This is a genomic window from Bacillus sp. 103mf (assembly GCF_900116295.1).
Classification (GTDB): Bacteria; Bacillota; Bacilli; order Bacillales; family Bacillaceae_G; genus Bacillus_A; species Bacillus_A bruguierae.
Genome location: NZ_FPAF01000007.1, coordinates 123767 through 142715, shown reverse-complemented (window position 1 = coordinate 142715; position 18949 = coordinate 123767). Strand labels below are relative to the sequence as shown.

General features: G+C 34.0%; 16 protein-coding genes, 1 pseudogene and 1 riboswitch. Of the genes and pseudogenes, 5 read left to right on the top strand and 12 right to left on the bottom strand.

Features of this window, described 5'->3' with window-relative positions; translation table 11 throughout:
* Positions 1 to 105: 105 nt before the first annotated feature.
* Complete coding sequence (locus BM350_RS17065) at positions 106 to 1089, bottom strand: ACP S-malonyltransferase (protein WP_090916530.1); 984 nt, start codon at positions 1087 to 1089, stop codon at positions 106 to 108.
* Positions 1090 to 2307: 1218 nt separating this feature from the next.
* On the opposite strand from BM350_RS17065, the gene BM350_RS17060 reads away from it, so the two are divergent.
* Positions 2308 to 3003 carry a 4'-phosphopantetheinyl transferase family protein gene (locus BM350_RS17060; RefSeq protein ID WP_090916532.1) on the top strand — a complete coding sequence of 232 codons (696 nt, stop codon included), beginning with the start codon at positions 2308 to 2310 and terminating at the stop codon, positions 3001 to 3003.
* 9 nt (positions 3004 to 3012) lie between these two features.
* Here the strand turns inward: BM350_RS17060 and BM350_RS17055 are convergent, their stop codons facing one another.
* Both BM350_RS17055 and metK read right to left on the bottom strand, forming a co-directional pair.
* Complete coding sequence (locus BM350_RS17055; protein ID WP_090916534.1) at positions 3013 to 3741, bottom strand: thioesterase II family protein; 729 nt, start codon at positions 3739 to 3741, stop codon at positions 3013 to 3015.
* 742 nt (positions 3742 to 4483) lie between these two features.
* Complete coding sequence (gene metK, locus BM350_RS17045) at positions 4484 to 5683, bottom strand: methionine adenosyltransferase (RefSeq protein WP_090916536.1); 1200 nt, start codon at positions 5681 to 5683, stop codon at positions 4484 to 4486.
* Between the two features lie 164 nt (positions 5684 to 5847).
* Positions 5848 to 5970, bottom strand: a riboswitch (SAM riboswitch).
* Between the two features lie 218 nt (positions 5971 to 6188).
* Here metK and pckA point away from each other — a divergent pair.
* A complete protein-coding gene (pckA, locus tag BM350_RS17040; protein WP_090916667.1) occupies positions 6189 to 7775 on the top strand; it encodes a phosphoenolpyruvate carboxykinase (ATP) in 1587 nt (528 codons plus the stop codon).
* 152 nt (positions 7776 to 7927) lie between these two features.
* Here pckA and BM350_RS17035 read toward each other — a convergent pair whose 3' ends face one another.
* Positions 7928 to 8299 (bottom strand): ATP synthase subunit I, encoded by a 372-nt coding sequence (locus tag BM350_RS17035; RefSeq protein WP_090916537.1) that lies wholly within the window; start codon positions 8297 to 8299, stop codon positions 7928 to 7930.
* 378 nt (positions 8300 to 8677) lie between these two features.
* Between BM350_RS17035 and BM350_RS17030 the strand changes: the two genes are divergently transcribed.
* Entirely contained in the window at positions 8678 to 8899 is a 222-nt protein-coding gene (locus BM350_RS17030; RefSeq protein WP_090916538.1) for a hypothetical protein, read from the top strand.
* 291 nt (positions 8900 to 9190) lie between these two features.
* On the top strand, positions 9191 to 10894 hold the full coding sequence (locus tag BM350_RS17025) for a glycosyltransferase family protein (RefSeq protein ID WP_090916539.1): 1704 nt from the start codon (positions 9191 to 9193) through the stop codon (positions 10892 to 10894).
* Between the two features lie 71 nt (positions 10895 to 10965).
* Here BM350_RS17025 and BM350_RS17020 read toward each other — a convergent pair whose 3' ends face one another.
* The 6 genes from BM350_RS17020 to BM350_RS16990 form a co-directional block, all read right to left on the bottom strand.
* A complete protein-coding gene (locus tag BM350_RS17020) occupies positions 10966 to 11289 on the bottom strand; it encodes an iron-sulfur cluster biosynthesis family protein (protein ID WP_090916540.1) in 324 nt (107 codons plus the stop codon).
* A 616-nt stretch (positions 11290 to 11905) separates the two neighbouring features.
* Complete coding sequence (locus BM350_RS17010) at positions 11906 to 13546, bottom strand: family 14 glycosylhydrolase (RefSeq protein ID WP_090916542.1); 1641 nt, start codon at positions 13544 to 13546, stop codon at positions 11906 to 11908.
* Between the two features lie 627 nt (positions 13547 to 14173).
* Positions 14174 to 14668: a DM13 domain-containing protein gene (locus tag BM350_RS17005; RefSeq protein ID WP_090916544.1), complete on the bottom strand. Its 495-nt coding sequence runs from the start codon at positions 14666 to 14668 to the stop codon at positions 14174 to 14176.
* An 89-nt stretch (positions 14669 to 14757) separates the two neighbouring features.
* On the bottom strand, positions 14758 to 15816 hold the full coding sequence (locus BM350_RS17000; protein WP_139207684.1) for a sensor histidine kinase: 1059 nt from the start codon (positions 15814 to 15816) through the stop codon (positions 14758 to 14760).
* Positions 15813 to 16526: a response regulator transcription factor gene (locus BM350_RS16995; RefSeq protein ID WP_090916545.1), complete on the bottom strand. Its 714-nt coding sequence runs from the start codon at positions 16524 to 16526 to the stop codon at positions 15813 to 15815. The genes BM350_RS17000 and BM350_RS16995 overlap by 4 nt, the downstream gene beginning before the upstream one ends.
* A gap of 328 nt (positions 16527 to 16854) precedes the next feature.
* Positions 16855 to 17235: a hypothetical protein gene (locus BM350_RS16990; protein ID WP_090916547.1), complete on the bottom strand. Its 381-nt coding sequence runs from the start codon at positions 17233 to 17235 to the stop codon at positions 16855 to 16857.
* Positions 17236 to 17769: 534 nt separating this feature from the next.
* Between BM350_RS16990 and BM350_RS16985 the strand changes: the two are divergent.
* Positions 17770 to 17964: pseudogene (locus BM350_RS16985) on the top strand (transposase); the annotation flags it as partial.
* Positions 17965 to 18057: 93 nt separating this feature from the next.
* Here the strand turns inward: BM350_RS16985 and BM350_RS16980 are convergent.
* Entirely contained in the window at positions 18058 to 18432 is a 375-nt protein-coding gene (locus BM350_RS16980; protein ID WP_090916551.1) for a DUF1433 domain-containing protein, read from the bottom strand.
* Between the two features lie 82 nt (positions 18433 to 18514).
* A complete protein-coding gene (locus BM350_RS16975) occupies positions 18515 to 18898 on the bottom strand; it encodes a DUF1433 domain-containing protein (protein WP_090916553.1) in 384 nt (127 codons plus the stop codon).
* Between the last annotated feature and the right edge of the window lie 51 nt (positions 18899 to 18949).

The following is an 18949-nucleotide window of genomic DNA, read 5'->3' as shown; positions in this document are numbered from 1 at the left end:
GGCCTCATAAAATATATTCCCTAAATCCTTCTCTAATATATTTTTTTATGTTAAAAATGAAATTTGATTTATAAGTCTAGATATGTAATTTCCTATTTCAACATCTTATAAAACAGTCGATGATAAAACTGCTTTAAATGATTCATCCTTATTTCTTTCTATATCACCAAGCCATTTTTTTGCTCGATTCATATCGTTTGAGTTTGTAATTGAAATAGCATGGTTTGGGCCATTTAATTGATTCCATAAATTTTTTAAAACCGCCCTTGGCCCCATTTCTATCGCTTTAATAATACGTTTTTCTCTAATATATTTCATTGTATTCCACCATTGTACTGGATGCGTAATTTGTAATATTAATCCCCTTTTAACATCTTCAGGGCAAAAATATGGTAATCCTTCTAAATTTGAAATGACATTACATCCCGATCCAAAATCAATCGCTTGGATAGTTTTAGTTAGTTTATTTGCTGCTTCTTGCATTAATAAACTATGAAATGCTCCTGAAACTTTTAAAGTTGTATACTTAATATTAAAATGCTGTAAAGATTGTATAACTTTATCTATTGCTTTTTTCTCTCCAGAAATAGTGTATTGATTTGCAGAGTTATAACAGGAAATCACAGCAAAATACCCTTCATTTTTTAAACTGTCACAAATCCCTCTTAAATCATCTAGCTTTGAATGAGAAATTGATATCATTCTACCATCACTGTCCTCAGAAGCTCGTTGCATTAGCTCCCCTCTTAACTTAACAAGCTTTAATCCATCTTCAAGTTTTAAAGTACCACTTGTAATTAAGGCGGAGTATTCCCCTAGACTATGTCCTGCAAAAATAACGGGTTTAATCCCAAATTCACTCATAAAGGCTTGATAAGCAGCTAAACTAACAGTGACTATAGCAGGTTGTGCATAGGATGTTTTCGTTAACAAATCATGTTCATTAAAACATAGCGATTTAATATTCATTCCTAAAAGATCACTTGCTTCTTCAAAGACTAAACGGGCTTCCCGATAGTTTTCAAACAAATCTTTCCCCATACCTATGTACTGTGAGCCCTGCCCTGGAAATAACATAGCAATTTCCATAAATAAATCACCTCTCTGGTTACATTTGAAATACAAATAAAAGCTGAGAATTTGGCTTCTTTTAATGACATTTAATAATCCAACGTTTACAATAACTAGAATCTAAATATTCAATTAATACTTCCAAAACCACAGGGCTGTTATAAAAATAACACACTATTTTGTATTTTTTTGTAAAATCATTGTAAATTTTTAGAATTATTTACAGATTATATTTGTTTTTTTATCCAGTCAATGTCTTTTTTTGTAGTAATTTGCCTTAAAATTTTATTATTAAAATCCTCACTATCCTAATATAAAAAAACATTTTTTATATAGCTTTACTGCTATATAATCCACATCAATATTCAAAAAAATATATAAACTTAATCCCCATACAAAAACAACTTATTGTATAAAGCAATAACACCTGTACTAAACTTTCCTACAAAATTATTATAAAAATAATTCACGTAGAAAATATTTATATTCTTATAGAATTATTTTTCTAGTTTTCAAAATATAGATAGCTGACATGCTAATAATTTTATAATATTTCTATATTTTAGATTAGCTATTTATTAATAAGTTAAGACATTAGACATGAGCATTTTAAAATTCACTACTCTTTTTTTATGCCTTGTCTATAATTTTTATTGACTTATTCAATTGAGATTCCCATCTTCAACCACTTGTATGTATGATTATCATATATCCCTTTACATATGATAATTATTGATTCCTTTCGTGATGATCCTAAATAATATAATTTATTTCTTTGAATGATGTATCAAATTTCTTGTTTAACATACAAACATCACTTGCCTGAGGTCCATCATTGCAAGGACTTCACTAGATTGCGTTCATACAACTACTCTCATCTTGTTATAGATTTAGAATATTATGGAATATTTAACACGCGGATTATATAATAAAGCTAAAAATCTCTATACTAATTTAGTTAGTATATATAAATACAAATTAAAAAATCGACATAAAACCCTCTTTCTTTTTAGGTGGGCGAGAGCATCTGGCCATGCATAGAAGCGGTCAGGGCCTTTTTCTGCCACATGCAAGGTTGAAAACAAAAGGAGAAAGCAAGTAGCGGTCATGTTGTATTCTGCATAGCAGTAATTATATGTAAGAAAATTAAAATAAATATATATAAATTTATTTTAATTTCTTCTTGGCTGAGTATATTATTATTTTTTTAATAATTCCAACAAAGGAGTGGGTTAAATGAAAATATATGCCGTTCGTATTGATAAATCACCTTCGGATGATGAATTTCAGCGTATGATGCAAATTATTTCATTAAGTACGCGGAGAAAAATAGAAAGATATAAATTTAGAGAAGATATGGAAAGGACTTTAATTGGGGAAATACTCGTTCGTCACATTATAAAAGAAAAGTTCGGAATCTCTAACCATGAAATTCATTTTTCTAATAATAGTTATGGCAAGCCATACGCTGTCAATTTAGAGTCCTTTAATTATAATATATCTCATTCTGGGTGTTGGGTTGTTCTTGCTGTAGATCATGCTCCTATAGGAATCGATATTGAGAAAGTAAAATCTATTGATTTAGATATTGCAAAACATTTTTTTAGCACAAAAGAATATTTAGATCTTATGAATACGGATATTTCTAAAAGAACTTCTTACTTTTACCAACTGTGGTCTATGAAGGAAAGCTATGTAAAACAAGTAGGAAAAGGATTAACAATTCCACTTAATTCATTTTCAGTCCAATTCGATCCAAAAAAGGGTGCCTCTATTGATGTACCCCAAATGCAACCCGATGTCTTTCTGAAAACTTATCTAATTGATATTAACTATCATATGGCTGTGTGTGCTACGAATCCATACTTTCCAAAAGAGATTATAATCAAAAACTATACAGATTTGTTTAAAATGAAAGAAGTAGGAACGTAACCTACTTCTTTAATAATGATATATCCCTATATTTTGAAGGATTTGTTGGATTTTTAATGCTACTTTTTCAGGATTTGACAAAGGAAACATATGCCCACCGTCAAAATCATGATAATTTATCGTCTGTATCCACTGACTCCATTCTGTTTGGTTATTAAAACATTTATAATCCTGCCTACCATTAAATATATGTACTGGTGTTTGAACTATTGTATGATTTTTATGTTTAAATTCTTCTAAAGCACGATAGTCTGACCTTAAAGAAGGTAAGAAATAATCCAAAATATCTTTATTTTCCAATAATTCTTCAGGTATTCCCCCTAATTTAGCAACATAATTCACAAACTCTTCACGGCCGAGTTGTGACATTTTCTTCCTTTTTATATTTGGAGCTTGAATAGCAGAAATAATAGCTACTTCTGGGTACACACCTTCCATCTCTAGTTCTTGCAAAAGACGGTAGACCATTAGTCCTCCCATACTATGTCCAAACAAAATAAAACGATCATTTCTGAATTCCAATAACATTTGCCTATATAAATTTACTAGATTTTCAAAATTAGATTCTAAAGGCATTGTGTTTGTACCATGTCCAGGTGGCTCTACTACATGCATTGTACAAGTATCTCGCAAGTATTTATGTAGCGGACGAAATGAGGCTGAATACCCTCCAGCAAATGGAAAACAAATTAGGTGTAAATCATTCATATCACTATCTAATCGTTTTAAAATTTTCATCAATTTAGCCTCCTTCAGTTTGTCATTTGTAAAGATAATTATTTAGCTTATACATTATTTAAACTAATAAAAGTTCCTTCTTTCATTCGCCAATCACTACTTTAAAAACGCAATTATATTTATCACCTACAGTCCATATATAAATACATGCTCTTTCTTAAAGAAGATTATAAAGCTTTAGCTAAATTGTGTCCATGTAACTATACAAGCTTTAAGCTTACTAATTAACTTAAAATCGGGTAACTACAGAAACATTTATTTCATAAGTTACTAAAAAATCAACATTAAAAATCGAGTATTGTTTCAAGATTCGACCGCTAAATTAAGTCATTTCTTGCATTTTTTTGTGAAACAACCATCTAACATAGTCAAACAGCCTTGCTTATTTTTAAAATAAGCAATCATTCTCTATAAGAATATACATCATTGTTTGAACACAGCTTATAAAGTGAAACTTCCGTCAGTGGGGGTTTTCTTCATCCCCCACCTATCTTCTTTAGAAAGGCGGAAGCGGCTCGCTCAGAATCGCAGGACGTTGGAGCCCCTGACAAAGAGGTGCTTTTTGCCTCGTCCGAGGGGGCGAAACGACCGGAGATTCTAGCCGCTAGAGCTGGACAACGCTTCTCTCTGAATCTTGAGGTGGGGGTCTTACTGCCCGTTAATGCGGGATAAAGAGAACTTAATGTATTTCCAGAAATAAAAAAAGCTTTGCGCACACGCGCAAAGCTTTTTTCTTCCTATATTATAGACCAGCTTGTTCTTTTAAAGTTTCAGCTTTGTCTGTACGTTCCCATGAAAGATCTACATCAGTACGTCCGAAGTGGCCGTAAGCTGCTGTTTGTTTGTAAATTGGGCGACGTAAGTCTAACATTTTGATGATACCAGCTGGGCGAAGATCGAAGTTGTTGCGAACTAGTTCTACTAGTACTTCTTCAGATACTTTACCTGTGCCGAATGTATCAACAGAGATAGATACTGGTTGTGCTACGCCGATTGCATATGCAAGTTGTACTTCTGCTTTGTCAGCAAGTCCTGCTGCTACGATGTTTTTCGCAACGTAACGAGCTGCGTATGCTGCAGAGCGGTCAACTTTTGTTGCATCCTTACCAGAGAATGCACCGCCGCCGTGACGAGCATATCCGCCGTAAGTATCTACGATAATTTTACGACCTGTTAAGCCAGCATCCCCTTGTGGTCCACCGATAACGAAGCGGCCAGTTGGGTTAATGAAGAATTTTGTTTCTTCATCGATTAATTCAGCTGGTACAACTGGTTTAATTACAAACTCTTTTAAGTTGCGATCGATTTGTTCCCAAGCAATTTCTGGATGATGTTGCGTAGAAATTACGATTGTATCGACGCGAACTGGTTTACCATTTTCATCATACTCAACTGTTACTTGTGTTTTACCGTCTGGACGTAAGTATGGTAATGTATCATCCTTACGAACTTCCGTTAAACGACGAGCTAATTTATGAGCAAGTGAGATTGGAAGTGGCATTAATTCTTTTGTTTCATTACATGCGAAACCAAACATTAAACCTTGGTCGCCAGCACCGATTGCTTCAATCTCTTCGTCAGTCATTTGACCTTCGCGTGCTTCTAACGCTTGGTCAACACCCATTGCGATGTCAGCAGATTGCTCATCGATAGATGTTAAAACTGCACAAGTTTCTGCATCGAATCCGTATTTTGCACGAGTATAACCGATTCCTTGAATTGTTTCACGAACGATTTTTGGAATATCTACATAAGTAGAAGTTGTAATCTCTCCCGCTACCAATACTAAACCAGTTGTTACTGTTGTTTCACAAGCTACACGTGCGTTTGCATCTTTTGCTAAGATTGCATCTAAAATAGAATCAGAAATTTGGTCACAAATTTTATCTGGATGTCCTTCAGTTACAGATTCAGATGTGAACAGATGACGTTTTTTTGTCATGTGGTAAACCTCCCTACAGTAATTGTATATATTGTACGGAACTCATCCTTAATTTGCCACAAACTGCGACATTCATGTATTTTCCCATACAAGTGCAAAAGAAAAACCTTTCCTTATAGAGGAAAGGTTGTATTTGCTACTTGCATACTGCTTTTTGCCCTTCGCTCTTATCGTTCGAGACCATTAGCCTCGCACAGGTTTAAGCACCTATTCACTTGTTTGTCATTCATACAAGTGAGGTTGCCGGGCTTCATCGGGCCTGTCCCTCCGCCAGCTCGGGATAAGAGAGTATCCGTCCTCAACTATACTAAAGAAATGACTTTCATTTGTCAATCCATATACACATATTCCTATAAGTTTTTAACCACAGAAATTTATGGAAAAAATAAGATAATAACACAAACAAAAATAAATAAATAGTATACATTATTTATATGATTGTGTTATACTTTTAGTGGGGATTACGATGAATATTCATAAATCAAATAAAGGATGGTATATAAATATGAGTACTGCGAATGTCCAAATTGGATTACATGAACTATTGAACGGAAGCAATGCACAGGTTCAATTGAGCGTTCCGCAATTAACGGAAAAGGTATTAATGAGAAAAGAAGGTCGATTAACTTCTACTGGCGCTGTTTCTGTTTCAACAGGAAAATATACAGGACGTTCTCCGAAAGATAAATTTATTGTAGACGAAGCATCTGTTACGGATAAAATTGCTTGGGGATCTGTAAACCAACCAATTTCTGAAGAGCATTTTAATAAATTATATGCAAAAGTGCTAGAATACTTAAAAGATAAAGAAGAACTATTCGTATTCAAAGGATTTGCAGGAGCAGACCGCAACTCCCGTCTTCCTCTTCAAGTTATTAATGAATACGCTTGGCATAACTTATTTGCGCATCAATTATTCATTCGTCCAACTGAAGAAGAATTAAAAAGTCATGATGCACAGTTCACAATTGTATCTGCACCAAACTTCAAAGCAGATCCAGAAGTCGACGGCACGAATTCAGAAACGTTTATTATTGTTTCTTTTGAAAAGCGTATCGTGTTAATCGGGGGTACCGAATACGCTGGTGAAATGAAAAAGTCAATCTTCTCTATTATGAACTACTTACTTCCAGAGCAAGATATTTTATCTATGCACTGCTCTGCAAACGTAGGTGAAGAAGGCGATGTTGCTTTATTCTTCGGTTTATCTGGAACAGGGAAAACAACATTATCTGCTGATCCGCACCGCAAATTAATTGGTGATGACGAGCACGGCTGGTCTGATAACGGTGTATTTAATATCGAAGGCGGTTGCTATGCGAAATGTGTGAACTTATCTCGCGAGAAAGAGCCACAAATCTTTGACGCGATTAAATTCGGCTCTGTTTTAGAAAACGTTATGATTAATGATCAGACACGCATTGCAAATTACGATGACACTGCATTAACAGAAAATACACGTGCAGCTTATCCAATTGATGCAATTGATAACATCGTATTACCTAGCGTTGCAGGTCATCCAAATACAATTATTTTCTTAACTGCTGATGCATTTGGCGTATTGCCTCCAATCAGTAAATTAACGAAAGAGCAAGCTATGTATCATTTCTTAAGCGGTTACACTAGTAAACTAGCAGGAACTGAGCGCGGTATTACTTCACCACAAGCAACATTCTCAACATGCTTCGGTTCTCCGTTCTTACCGCTTGATGCATCTCGCTATGCAGAAATGCTTGGTGAAAAAATTGAGAAACATGATGCAAAAGTATTCTTAGTGAACACTGGCTGGACTGGCGGCGAATACGGCGTTGGAAAACGTATGAACTTAGGTCATACACGCGCAATGGTGCAAGCTGCATTAAACGGCGAGCTTGATAACACTGAAACAGTAAAACATGATATCTTTGGCCTTGAAGTACCACTTCATGTTCCTGGTGTACCTGATGAAGTATTAATGCCAGAACAAACATGGGCTGATAAAGAAGCTTACAAAGTAAAAGCAACTGAACTTGCAAATAAGTTCAAAGAAAACTTCAAGAAATTTAATACTGTTTCTGAAACAATTGTAAACCTTGGCGGTCCAATCGCTTAACCTGACTTTACTGTGAAATATCCTAAATCATGTGAATAAGTATGTTGTTATTGCAAGAAAACAAGTACTCACCGACAAAGCCCACGTTTTCTTGTCATTGCACATACTTACATATAAAAAGAGGCTTACGAGTAATCTCGCAAGCCTCTTCCCTATTTCTTCGTATCTTTCATACTATAATATGCTAAATTAATAACGATTAATATATATCCGCCCATAATCCCGACAGCAAATGCCCACATTACCATATGATGCTCAATTTCGTACATAATAATAGCACCAAGTATCGCTGCTGCAAATCTGTTTATTATACCAAGAGTTGGTGATTTACTTTTTTTCACTATACTCTCTCCAATTTTTTCAATGCGGCGTCCTAAAATCCAAACACAATATGTGCTCACCAGAAAACCAAGACCAATTCCTAAAAAGTGCGGAGAAAAAGGAGTAAATGCCCAGCCTAACAGCATAAGTGCTAAAATATAATAAGTTTGTACTTTAAATGTTTGTAACGACATGCTAATCATGTTGTGACTCCTCTACTGCAAAATCTCTATATCAAACTTCATCCAAATTGAAAAAACACTTTTTTAGGTGGGCGAGAGTGATTGGCCATGCATAGAAGCGGTCAGGTCCTTTTCCTGCCACGTGCAATACAAAAGCAAATTACTTCTCCATAACAGTGATTTATATATTGGATAATCAAAACAGTTTTTACTATTCCTATAGTGTTTACGTTATTAAAATATTTGTGAGAAATAACATTATATAAGATTTCTTTTGCGAGCAGCATGACGAATTGTGTCGTTTTTGTAAACATTTTTTATGATTCTTGCAAAATACGATATCAATCTAACAAAATATGGATATGATATAGTAAGTACACAATAAAGGAGGGACTTCCATTGCTCTTCTTTCTCATCGCTCTTATTCATTTCGTTATCCCGGCTCTCGTCGGCTTAACATTATATTGGTACACACCTAAGCATAGTGTTTTCTATGCCGTCCTCAGCGTTCTTCTCACCGGCATGATTCTCGTCACTTATTTCCGCTTCCCTTTTCTTAACTGGATTCCATTTGTTATAGCTATTTTGTATCTAATTTTATTACCGAAAATCAAAAAATAAGAAAGCAGATCTACTCTGCTTTCTTATTTTGATATAATTTCTTTTACAAGTTACTGTTTCTCTGACCTTACAAACCATAGGACCATTGAACTACTCCCACCTATCTTCCTCGCTTCTCTCTGCATCTTGAGTACTATATTTATAAGTGATACCTTTCTCTTCCTTTCATTTGCGAATTCGACAAAATACGACAAAGTATTCACCGTTTATTTGCTAAGATAAGTTAGGTAAGACAACCTTATATTCCTATATAATATATGAAAAATCAAAATATACGGGGGATAAAAAATCGTGAAGTTAATAAAGGTTAATAAAAAAGATGCTTTAGCATTCTCCGCTATCATATTCTCTATATTAATATGTTCTATTATTCAAATGAATTTATTTTGGGACAAAGATTTAGTATTGACGGGAGATGATATAGGATTCCATTTAAATCGTGTATTTGGATTAGCTGAAGCAATCAAAACATCTCACTACCCATTTTATATTGATAGTACCTTTTTAAATGGATATGGTTACGCAGCAAATTGGTTTTATCCTAACCTCTTTCTATTTCCAATAGCTATTTTATTGAATTTAGGATACAGTTTAGTAGTTTCCTATAAAACTTATATAATCCTTTATACAATAGCAACAGCATGCGTAACTTATTATTGCACCTATAAAATGAGCAAAAAAGTAACTTCATCAAGCTTTATGACTATATTGTATGTTTTTTCGCTCTATAGAGCATTTGATGTTTATCAAAGAGCCGCGCTTGGGGAATCATTGGCGTTTATCTTTCTCCCTGTTATATTGTATGGAATTTATGAAATTTTATATGGACATAAGAAAAAGTGGTACATTTTAACGATTGGATTTACTGGAATCATTTATACTCATGTTTTATCAAGTGTATTAGCTTTTTGCATGCTACTGCTCTTCCTGCTCCTTTCAATTCATAGACTCCGGGAGGATAAAACAAAAATAATTTATTTTGTTGTTGCTGGCGGAGTAACAATTTTATTATCAGCTTTTTTTATTTTTCCAATGGTAGAGCAAATGACATCGAATACCTTCTATCTCAATACATATACTTTGACAACACCTAGCAATACGACATATTCACTCGGGGCATTATGGAGAAGTATTACATTATATTATAAAGATTCTTCAATTATAGGATTAGGATACGTTCTATTTTTACCATTAATATACAGATTTAAAATTAAAAAGAAGAATACAATAATAAATTTTGCTGACAAATGCTTATTAATCGCAATGATATTTTTACTAATGACAACAAGCTATTTCCCATGGCAACACTTCCATACGTTAGACGTTATACAATTCACATTTAGGCTTTTTGCACTTGTAACGTTATTAATGGCATTTAGCTGTTCGATTTATGTAGGCTATTCTGTTAAGAAAAAATATCATTCAATCGGTTTGCTATTTATTGTTCTTTCCCTATCAATCAGTAATGCATCGACAATAGCTCAATATTATAAAGATTTTCGCATACATGACAAGAATCAAGTTAGAGGAGAGCAAACTTTTAAAGATTCATACAATATAGGCGCAGGTTCTGAATACCTACCTTCTGTTACAAAGATCGATGTTTTAAAATCACGAAAGAAAGACGAAGTGAAAACAAAAAATCGTACAACGAAATTAAGTCATATAGTAAAGGAGGACAATGAACTTTCTATACATTTTGATGCAAAGAATAAAGATATCTTAGAACTTCCAATGATTTATTACAAAGGCTATGAAGTGAAAATTAACAACAAAATCGTTCCGATAAAAATGTCTAACAACGGATTGATAGAAGTACCAATCCAAGGAAAAGGGAAAATGGAAATATCATATCCAGGAACAGGTATTCAAAAATTCTCCTTTTACACGTCTATTACTACTTTCATTTTATTGATGATTTTCATTCTTTTAAGAAGTATTATAAGAAATAAAGAACAGCAGCATAGTGGGGATTCTATAATGAAATATGCATAAAGTGAAACTTTATATTGAGTAATAAATTAAAGAAGAAAGCAAATTTTATCTGCTTTCTTCTTTTCCAGCAATTACACCCGAACATGCAATTTCATATTCGGATTATAATATTGACTCGGGCTTTTTAATTGAAAAGTTCCTCCAGATTCAGAAAAATCAACAGTCAAGTTATCATCCATAAAAACAAGCTTCGTTCGATCGGCAATAAACTGGAACTGGTTTGATGAAATTTCTACGTCGCGCTCATCTTTTTCAGATACAGCGACTAAGTCAATAATCCCACTCATTACACAGCCGCATCCTTCTGTATCGTAAAATAATTTTATATATTTTGCCTCACTTGGAATCATCTCTTTTATTTTCGCATATGCTGCGTCCGTCACTGTAACATTCATTGGTTTTCCTCCTACATATATCGAGATTATCCTATTGTAGCATTCTTTTTTTATAAATCGATTCGATTTTTATATACAGAAAATTCGTTATCAATGAGATACTTTATTTTCCATAAACAAATACGGAATAGGCCCTACATTTAGCCGCTTTATTCCCGCTGTTTCTAATCCTATTTCGTTTCCGTGGCAAAATTTCTTTGAAGATGATTTCGTAACATACTTTAACGGAATCATGTTAAGAGGAGCAGATACTGTTCACAACATCTTTTTAGCTGTATTTCCAACCGACGAGGTACTAAATAGATTTCTTGCTGAAGGAACCGCTAGAGACTTACTATTCATGCATCATCCGTACTCGTTTTCTCCTTTTGTTTTAATTGCATGTGGTAGGAAAAGGCCCTGACCGTTTCTATGCGCGGCCAGATGCTCTCATCCCCCCTAAAAAGAAAAGGTTTTTATGTCGGTTTTTTAACTTGTATATATAGAAAGCGGTATTCTTTCTGTATGAAAAAAGCAACCAAATTTATCATATATTTGGTTGCTTAGTTTGCTCTTATTGTTTACTTCAACAAAGCCACTATACTTTCATGTTAAAAAATTCTTTTAAGCAATGAAACTACCACAAATCCGTATACACAGTAGAAGTCGCTGGAATTGGCGTCCAATATTGCTGATTTGGCTGCCATGCTTTAATCGTTCCATCTTGGCGCTTAATAAACGCTTTGAATTGAACATTGCGTTCAGCCGGTAAATAAACTGTGCCTCTCCAATCTCCGTAAGTAGAGTTGTATGATAATTTAATAGGGTATGACGTTGTATCCCATTGTCCTAACTCGGCACGATCTCCAGTAATATACACTGTATCTCCAGTAGCTGTTGGCGCATTTTTTACAACAATTGTTTGCTGAGTAGGAGTGACTCCTAAAATATCTTTAAACTGCCCCATCAATGTATTATTGTACATAACATCTTGATAACGAAGCAGTGTAAATCCCGCAAAATTATAGTTAAAAGCCATTTCAGCTGTTTTCTTATATTCATTGTCGCTTCCTATGCTTAACGCATTTTCGCCATTTAGTACAATCCCTTTTTCATTCGCAAGCTTAGCTACTTGTTGTACAAGTGTTTTTGGCATTGAATATTCTGGATATGTTCCCTTATCTGACATCTCTAAGCAAGTAAATGTTAAATCTAATTTTGCACTCTTAAAAGCGTCTAATAAACTACTGTAATCATTATATCCCGCTGGTTTTTCAGCGCTGTGCGGAAGATTTGAATTGTTGTATTGCCAGTGAACGCCGGCAACTTTTGCTCCAATTGGTACATGGAACGTATTATCAAATGCAGAATGAGCTAACTCTCCTATCAATTTTGTATGCTCTTCTAACACACCTTCATACCACTTTAAGAAATCTTCACCGTACTTTGTTTGATAACCGCTTGCCAAAAATTGATATCCATCAGATGGTGGAAGTACTTGTGACATAGCAGTCAAGTTTGTCCCCCAAGCTTTGTTTATTCCTGCTAAAGATCCATATTTTTGTAATGTCCAAGAACGAAATTGTGCTTTCGCAAATTCTGTATAAGCTTGAAACTTTCCTCTAGACGGATAACCTGATCCATCAGCTGACGTATAAGATGGATAACGTGTTTCTCCAGCCGGCCCGCCTGATAAATAAACCTTCGCAATGACATCTTTATACGGAGCCATCGCCTGTGCAAAAGCATTATATAATTCTCCGTACTGCTTTCGAATTACGTCTGAAGCTAGCGGATTTAATGTTTCTTTATTAATTGTTCCTGTTTCCGATTTAAAATACAAACTATCATCTGATTTTTGATTCCATATCCAAGAAGGAAGCGGTACATTACAATCATCTCCAACATTACCGCCGCATTGATGCGTTGAAATAATCGGAATCATTTTCATACCAGCATTTCTTACAGATTGTGCAAAGCGCTGCGCATAAGAAAAATCAAATTGTTGATCTCCATTCTTCTCCATATCTCCCCACCAAAAATCAACAGTAATAGCAGAGAAACCGTTTTGTTTTGCCCAGCGTAAATCATTTTCAAACGTCTCCCATGTCATAATATCCGGCACTTTCTTTAGCGGTGCCATAATATATGCTTTGTAATTTCCGTTCATTGATTGCCCGTTTACAGCTGCATGACTCTGGCCCGAAAATATTGAAGAAACAAGCAACATAAGAACGGATAACATGGCAATACTACAGCCTTTTAAATATTTCTTCATACGCTCTCCCCTTTTCTGAAAATTAAGACTAACAGTAATAAAAAAGTCGAATGAAAGCAAAGGGTTTCATTCTATGTTTGTAATTACAAATATACGTGTATACGCTTACATATTATCATTTATTGCAATCGTTTGCATTATTTTTTTATATTTTATTAGCTTTTTATATGCATATAAAGTGAAACTTCCATCAGTGGGGGGCTTACTGCCCGTTAATGCGGAATAAATCCATTTTCATTTTTCGACATATAAGTCACTGCTATGCAGAACACAACACGACCTGCACTCGCCTCCTTCCTTTGTTTTAACCTCGCATGTGGCTGACCGCTTCCGTGCACCGCCCCCCTAAAGTTTTTATGTCGTTTTTGCACTTATATATAGAAACAAACTTCTGTAAAAAGTAAAAAAACAGGTAATAGATTTTGATTCTATCACCTGTTTTTTATATAAATCTATTTTCATTTTTCGACATATAAGTCGCTGCTATGCAGAATCCAACATGACCTGTACTTACTTGCTCCCTTTGTTTTAAAGCTTGCACGTGGCAGAAATAGGCCCTGACCGCTTCTATGCATGGCCAGATGCTCTTTCCCACCTAAAAGAAAAGGGCTTTTAGGTTAATTTTTTTCAATTTGTATTTATATAAGCTGCACCAAAGTTCTCATTAAATCTCTTACACCATACAGAAACTGCGCCGTATGCACTTACGTCAATCCCCTCAGGAATCTCATAGTTTTGGTCGCCTTTGTTTCCCTTTAACTTTCCTAATTCAATATACTTATAATTTTTAACATCTTCATTATTTTTCAATTGCTTCGTAGGAACTAATACAACTCGAACGTCTGGACCGTTAGAAGTTGAAAAATGAGTAAGGCGTAAAATACGTTTTCCATCTGCTAATTGATAGATTGTTGCTGTTCCAGTTGTTTCATGAACACCGCTTTGAAACTGTCCTTCGCTTATTACTTGTTCTTGCTTTGTTTCTTTTGACTTCATTTCTGTTTGCGGCAATGTTTCATTTACTTTCTTATCAATAAATAATTTCTCTGGGCGGAACAAAGACCACAATATCCCCCCAACAATTAAAAATGCTCCTATAAAGAATATATATTTTCTTTTCATAAAGTAAGTCCCCTCCTCTAACACTTATATGTTAGCAAGAAAACCTCTCATTTTCATAACATAACTATTACAAAAGTCTTTCAGCGATCTTATTTCTTTTCTGATGTAATAGGAAGGGTAAACCAAAATTCACTTCCTTGTTTCCCATCTGAACGATCTCGCACACCAATTTCTCCTTTGTGCATTTCAACTAATGATTTTGCGATAGCTAATCCAAGCCCTGATCCTCCAGATTGCGAACTTCTGGACTGATCCGTTCTATAGAAACGTTCGAATATGCGTAATTGATCATTGTATGCGATACCTTCTCCTTCATCACGCACAATAAATTGAACATGTTGCTGCTGCTTATTTTCCTTCACAATCAAATCAATTGTGGAAGATGCAGGAGAATACCGGATTGCATTATGTAACAAGTTGCTAATAACCCGTACTATTTTACACGGCATAATCCAAAGCCGAGGCAATGTATCAGACACCTGCACTTCTAAATACATCTGTTTTTCCTCTAGTAAGATAGAATGTGAATCTAGTACTTCTAATAGTACTCTGTCCACATGTGTTAAACTTGGATGAAACTCTTCTTGTCCAAGTTCTAACTTGGACAGATCAAATAAGTTATTAATTAAGCCATTTAATCTTTGCATTTCCTTTAATATTGTCGCTAAGTACTGCTTTTTCATGTCTGGGTCTGTAATTACATCATCTTGTAGTGCTTCTATCATCAATTGTATGCTGGCTATAGGTGTTCGTAAGTCGTGTGAAATATTTGCAATCAGCTCTGTACGCGCTTTTTCCCCTTCTTCCAACTTCGTAAACCCTTCTTCTAACTTTTTAGCCATCTTTTGAAAAGCTGTTGCTAATTCTTTAAACTCTTGTGGTTCCTTTCCAATTATATACATCGTTCCAAAATGTCTATCACTAAATTGTTGCGTTAATGCAATTAGATTTTGAATGGATCTCATAATCGGACGTGTTAATAGCCAGTAGATAAAAGTTGAAAGAATCATTGCTACAATCGCAATTCCTGTTAATAACCGTGTTTGTTCCGGCTCCAACAGCATTTTTCTATCACCATACCATATCGCAATGACCATGATACTTGTGCTTAATACATTCATCAGTAACAATTGATAACGTAGTTTCATGTTTCATTTCCTCCATTTGGATCAAAGCGATACCCTATGCCCCAAACTGTATGAATCCAACGGTTCTTTGTCGTATGTTTATCTAATTTTTCACGTAAACGACTCATTAATACCGTTACTGTATTGGTACATCCTTCATATTCAAATTCCCAAATTTGTTCAAGAAGCTGTGACCGAGAAAACACTTGTTTTGGATGTTTTGCCATCGTATAAAGTACTTCAAATTCTTTAACTGTTAAATCAACTGCATGCCCACAAACAAACACACTTCTCTTCGTTGGATAAATCTTCAAATCCGGAAACTCCATCATTTCTAATTCAGGTTCTTTCGTTTGCACGACTGGTTGATTTCCTCTTCTTAATATAATTTGAACCCTTAATACTAACTCACGAGGCGAAAACGGCTTTGTCACATAATCATCCGCTCCCATTGTTAAACCTAAAATTCGATCCCTTTCCTCTCCCCTAGCAGTTAACATAATAATAGGAACGTTAGATTGTTCACGAATTTCCTCACATAGTTCCCAACCATCTTTTTTCGGCATCATCAAATCTAAAATAATTAAATCTGGCTGACATTGTTGAAATATATCCCAGCCTTCCGCTCCATTTTCAGCTGTATATACTTCATATCCTTCTCTCTCTAAATACCTTTTACATATTTCTCTAATATTCTCTTCATCTTCTACAATTACAATTCTTTGCTTCATATGTAGATCCCCCGCTGCTCTTTTCTAATAATGTGAAACCATTTTTCTTATTTAAAATACTTATAGTAATCTTTCATATAGATATAATAATTAGCAATCTGTTCATTCCAAGTGAAGTGCCATAGTCATACATTCACTAAAAATTATGAAAAATAATTATGTAATTTAGGTGACATACTTAAAAGAAGAATACTGTATATTTACAATCCTTGAAGGATTAAATATCGAAGTTTTAAACTTTAGGCATAGAAGTGGAAAGGCTTTATTACATAATATAAGTCTCCATTGCTATCAACGAAGACCTTGTTACAAATGATCAATACTATAATCAATTTCTACTAAGCTTAGAAACATCTTGTAGCAAAAATACAAATGTTATGATAGCCATCCCAAAATTGACTGCAAGAGCTATTATAACAGATAAATCAGTGATATATGATAACACAATACAAATTGAAAAGATTGAAGCAAGAAAAGGAATAATTTTTCTCGTTGCTGTTACTGCATATCCCTTATTCTTCTGAAGATAAATCATAATGACTCCAATACTTAGTAATAAAGGAGCAGTAATCAAAATCCCAAACCAACCGAAAGCATCCTCAACAAACCAAGGTAAAAAACGCATCGTTGAAGAGAAGATAAATAAGTTAAGTACGAAAACAAATAATTGCATGATAGATAATTTTATATTTAAGCTTTTTGGATTCATGGTGTCAAACTCCTAATGAAGTGTAATTTTACACTATTTTATTAATCATCCACTTTTATGTCAATATCATTTTTCAATATATAAGTCGCTGCTATGCAGAATACAGCATGACCTACACCTGCTTTTTCCTTTTGTTTAAAATCTTGCATGTGGTAGGAAAAGCCCGGACCGTTTCTATGTGCGGCAGATGCTCTCGTTCCACTAAAAACAACCTTTCCTATAATCTCTAAAAAATTTATTATCACTTCTTATGATTTTATTATTACATTTAAACGTTAAGCAAACTATCTAATAACCTTACATAAAGATGACAGTTCTGTAAGAATAAAAATTCCAACAGCATGAAATGAAGCGAGGAGAGTTTTTATGTATGTTACATATTCCATGAAACAAGTTGAAGAGAATCGAAGGTACTATGAAATGATGTATGATGCTTCATTTCATCTAGTAAAGGTAGATCAAATAATGGATTAGGATTTTGTGACAAGGCAGTTAGAAGTGTTTTATCCACATCATATTGGTCGTCTACCTATAGTGGAATTGAGTTTTGCACATAGTAAAAAACTCCACGGTTTGCGCTATGCGCGATACCGTGGAGTTCAAAAGGTTAAAGCACAAGTTTTGATGACGGCCATCATACAAAACTTAAAAAAGTGGACCAAACTTCGCTCACTTAAGCAAGTTGGTTTACACCTAACAAATCAAATTATAGAAGAAACTACTTTATAAAACAAATACAAATCAAAGAAAATGCAAAAAAAATTTGGCATTTTCTTTGACATAATCTTTTTTCAACAAAGTGGGCAAGAGTAGTTATAAAAACTACTCTTGCTTCTTTTCTTTTTCTTCTTTTTCTATTTCTGATACGGATTTTGCTGGATGTTTACTCAATTCATCTAGTTCACCAGAGCATCCAAATTTATTCTCAAAATCTTTCGTAGTACTTATACTAGCTACAAACCATAGTTTTTTATCATTGTTTATATATCCATTTATATGAGGAATTCCCATAGGAGTTACCTCTCTTTTTGTAAACGTAATAGATTTCACATTATAACGAATATACTTTTCTACTCTTGCTTCTTGTGTCTTCCAAAATTTTTCTTCTTTTTCCTTTTGTTTTAAGTATTCCATCGTAATATACCCTCCTGCTATGATCAACACGGCGGATATAATCAATATCATTACTTTCTTCATTTGGAATTCCCTTATATTACAAGCTCATTCACATATGTTTTTTCTAGAAATAAAGAAAAGACATCAAGAGTAGTTATAAAAATTACTCTTGCTTCTTTTCCTTTTCTTCTTTCTCAATTTCTGATACAGGCTTTTCTGGTTTTTTTATAAGTTTCCCCAGTTCTCCAGAACGTGAAAATTTATCCTCAAAATTTTCTGTAGTACTAATACTAGCTAAAAACCATAATTCCTTATCATTGTTTATATATCCCTTTATATGAGGAATTCCCATAGGACTTATCTCTCTTTTTGTAAACGTAATAGATTTCACATCTTTCACATTATAATGAATATACATTTCTACTCTTGCTTCTTGCACTTTCCAAAACTGTTCTTTTTTTTCTTTTTGTTTTAAGTATTCCATCGTAATATACCCTCCTGCTATAATACAAATAATGGATAATATAATTACCAGCTTCTTCTTCATACGGAAACCCCTAACATTTAAATATAGTTAAAATATACCATGAAATGAGTT

Bases quoted from the DNA above. Each gene is read 5' to 3' on its own strand.
- BM350_RS16980 (WP_090916551.1), bottom strand. From the start codon at position 18,432: ATGAAGAAAGTAATGATATTGATTATATCCGCCGTGTTGATCATAGCA.
- pckA (WP_090916667.1), top strand. From the start codon at position 6,189: ATGAGTACTGCGAATGTCCAAATTGGATTACATGAACTATTGAACGGA.
- BM350_RS16990 (WP_090916547.1), bottom strand. From the start codon at position 17,235: ATGAATCCAAAAAGCTTAAATATAAAATTATCTATCATGCAATTATTT.
- metK (WP_090916536.1), bottom strand. From the start codon at position 5,683: ATGACAAAAAAACGTCATCTGTTCACATCTGAATCTGTAACTGAAGGA.
- BM350_RS16995 (WP_090916545.1), bottom strand. From the start codon at position 16,526: ATGAAGCAAAGAATTGTAATTGTAGAAGATGAAGAGAATATTAGAGAA.
- BM350_RS17005 (WP_090916544.1), bottom strand. From the start codon at position 14,668: ATGAAAAGAAAATATATATTCTTTATAGGAGCATTTTTAATTGTTGGG.
- BM350_RS17020 (WP_090916540.1), bottom strand. From the start codon at position 11,289: ATGAATGTTACAGTGACGGACGCAGCATATGCGAAAATAAAAGAGATG.
- BM350_RS17010 (WP_090916542.1), bottom strand. From the start codon at position 13,546: ATGAAGAAATATTTAAAAGGCTGTAGTATTGCCATGTTATCCGTTCTT.
- BM350_RS17055 (WP_090916534.1), bottom strand. From the start codon at position 3,741: ATGAAAATTTTAAAACGATTAGATAGTGATATGAATGATTTACACCTA.
- BM350_RS17000 (WP_139207684.1), bottom strand. From the start codon at position 15,816: ATGAAACTACGTTATCAATTGTTACTGATGAATGTATTAAGCACAAGT.
- BM350_RS17060 (WP_090916532.1), top strand. From the start codon at position 2,308: ATGAAAATATATGCCGTTCGTATTGATAAATCACCTTCGGATGATGAA.
- BM350_RS16975 (WP_090916553.1), bottom strand. From the start codon at position 18,898: ATGAAGAAGAAGCTGGTAATTATATTATCCATTATTTGTATTATAGCA.
- BM350_RS17035 (WP_090916537.1), bottom strand. From the start codon at position 8,299: ATGATTAGCATGTCGTTACAAACATTTAAAGTACAAACTTATTATATT.
- BM350_RS17065 (WP_090916530.1), bottom strand. From the start codon at position 1,089: ATGGAAATTGCTATGTTATTTCCAGGGCAGGGCTCACAGTACATAGGT.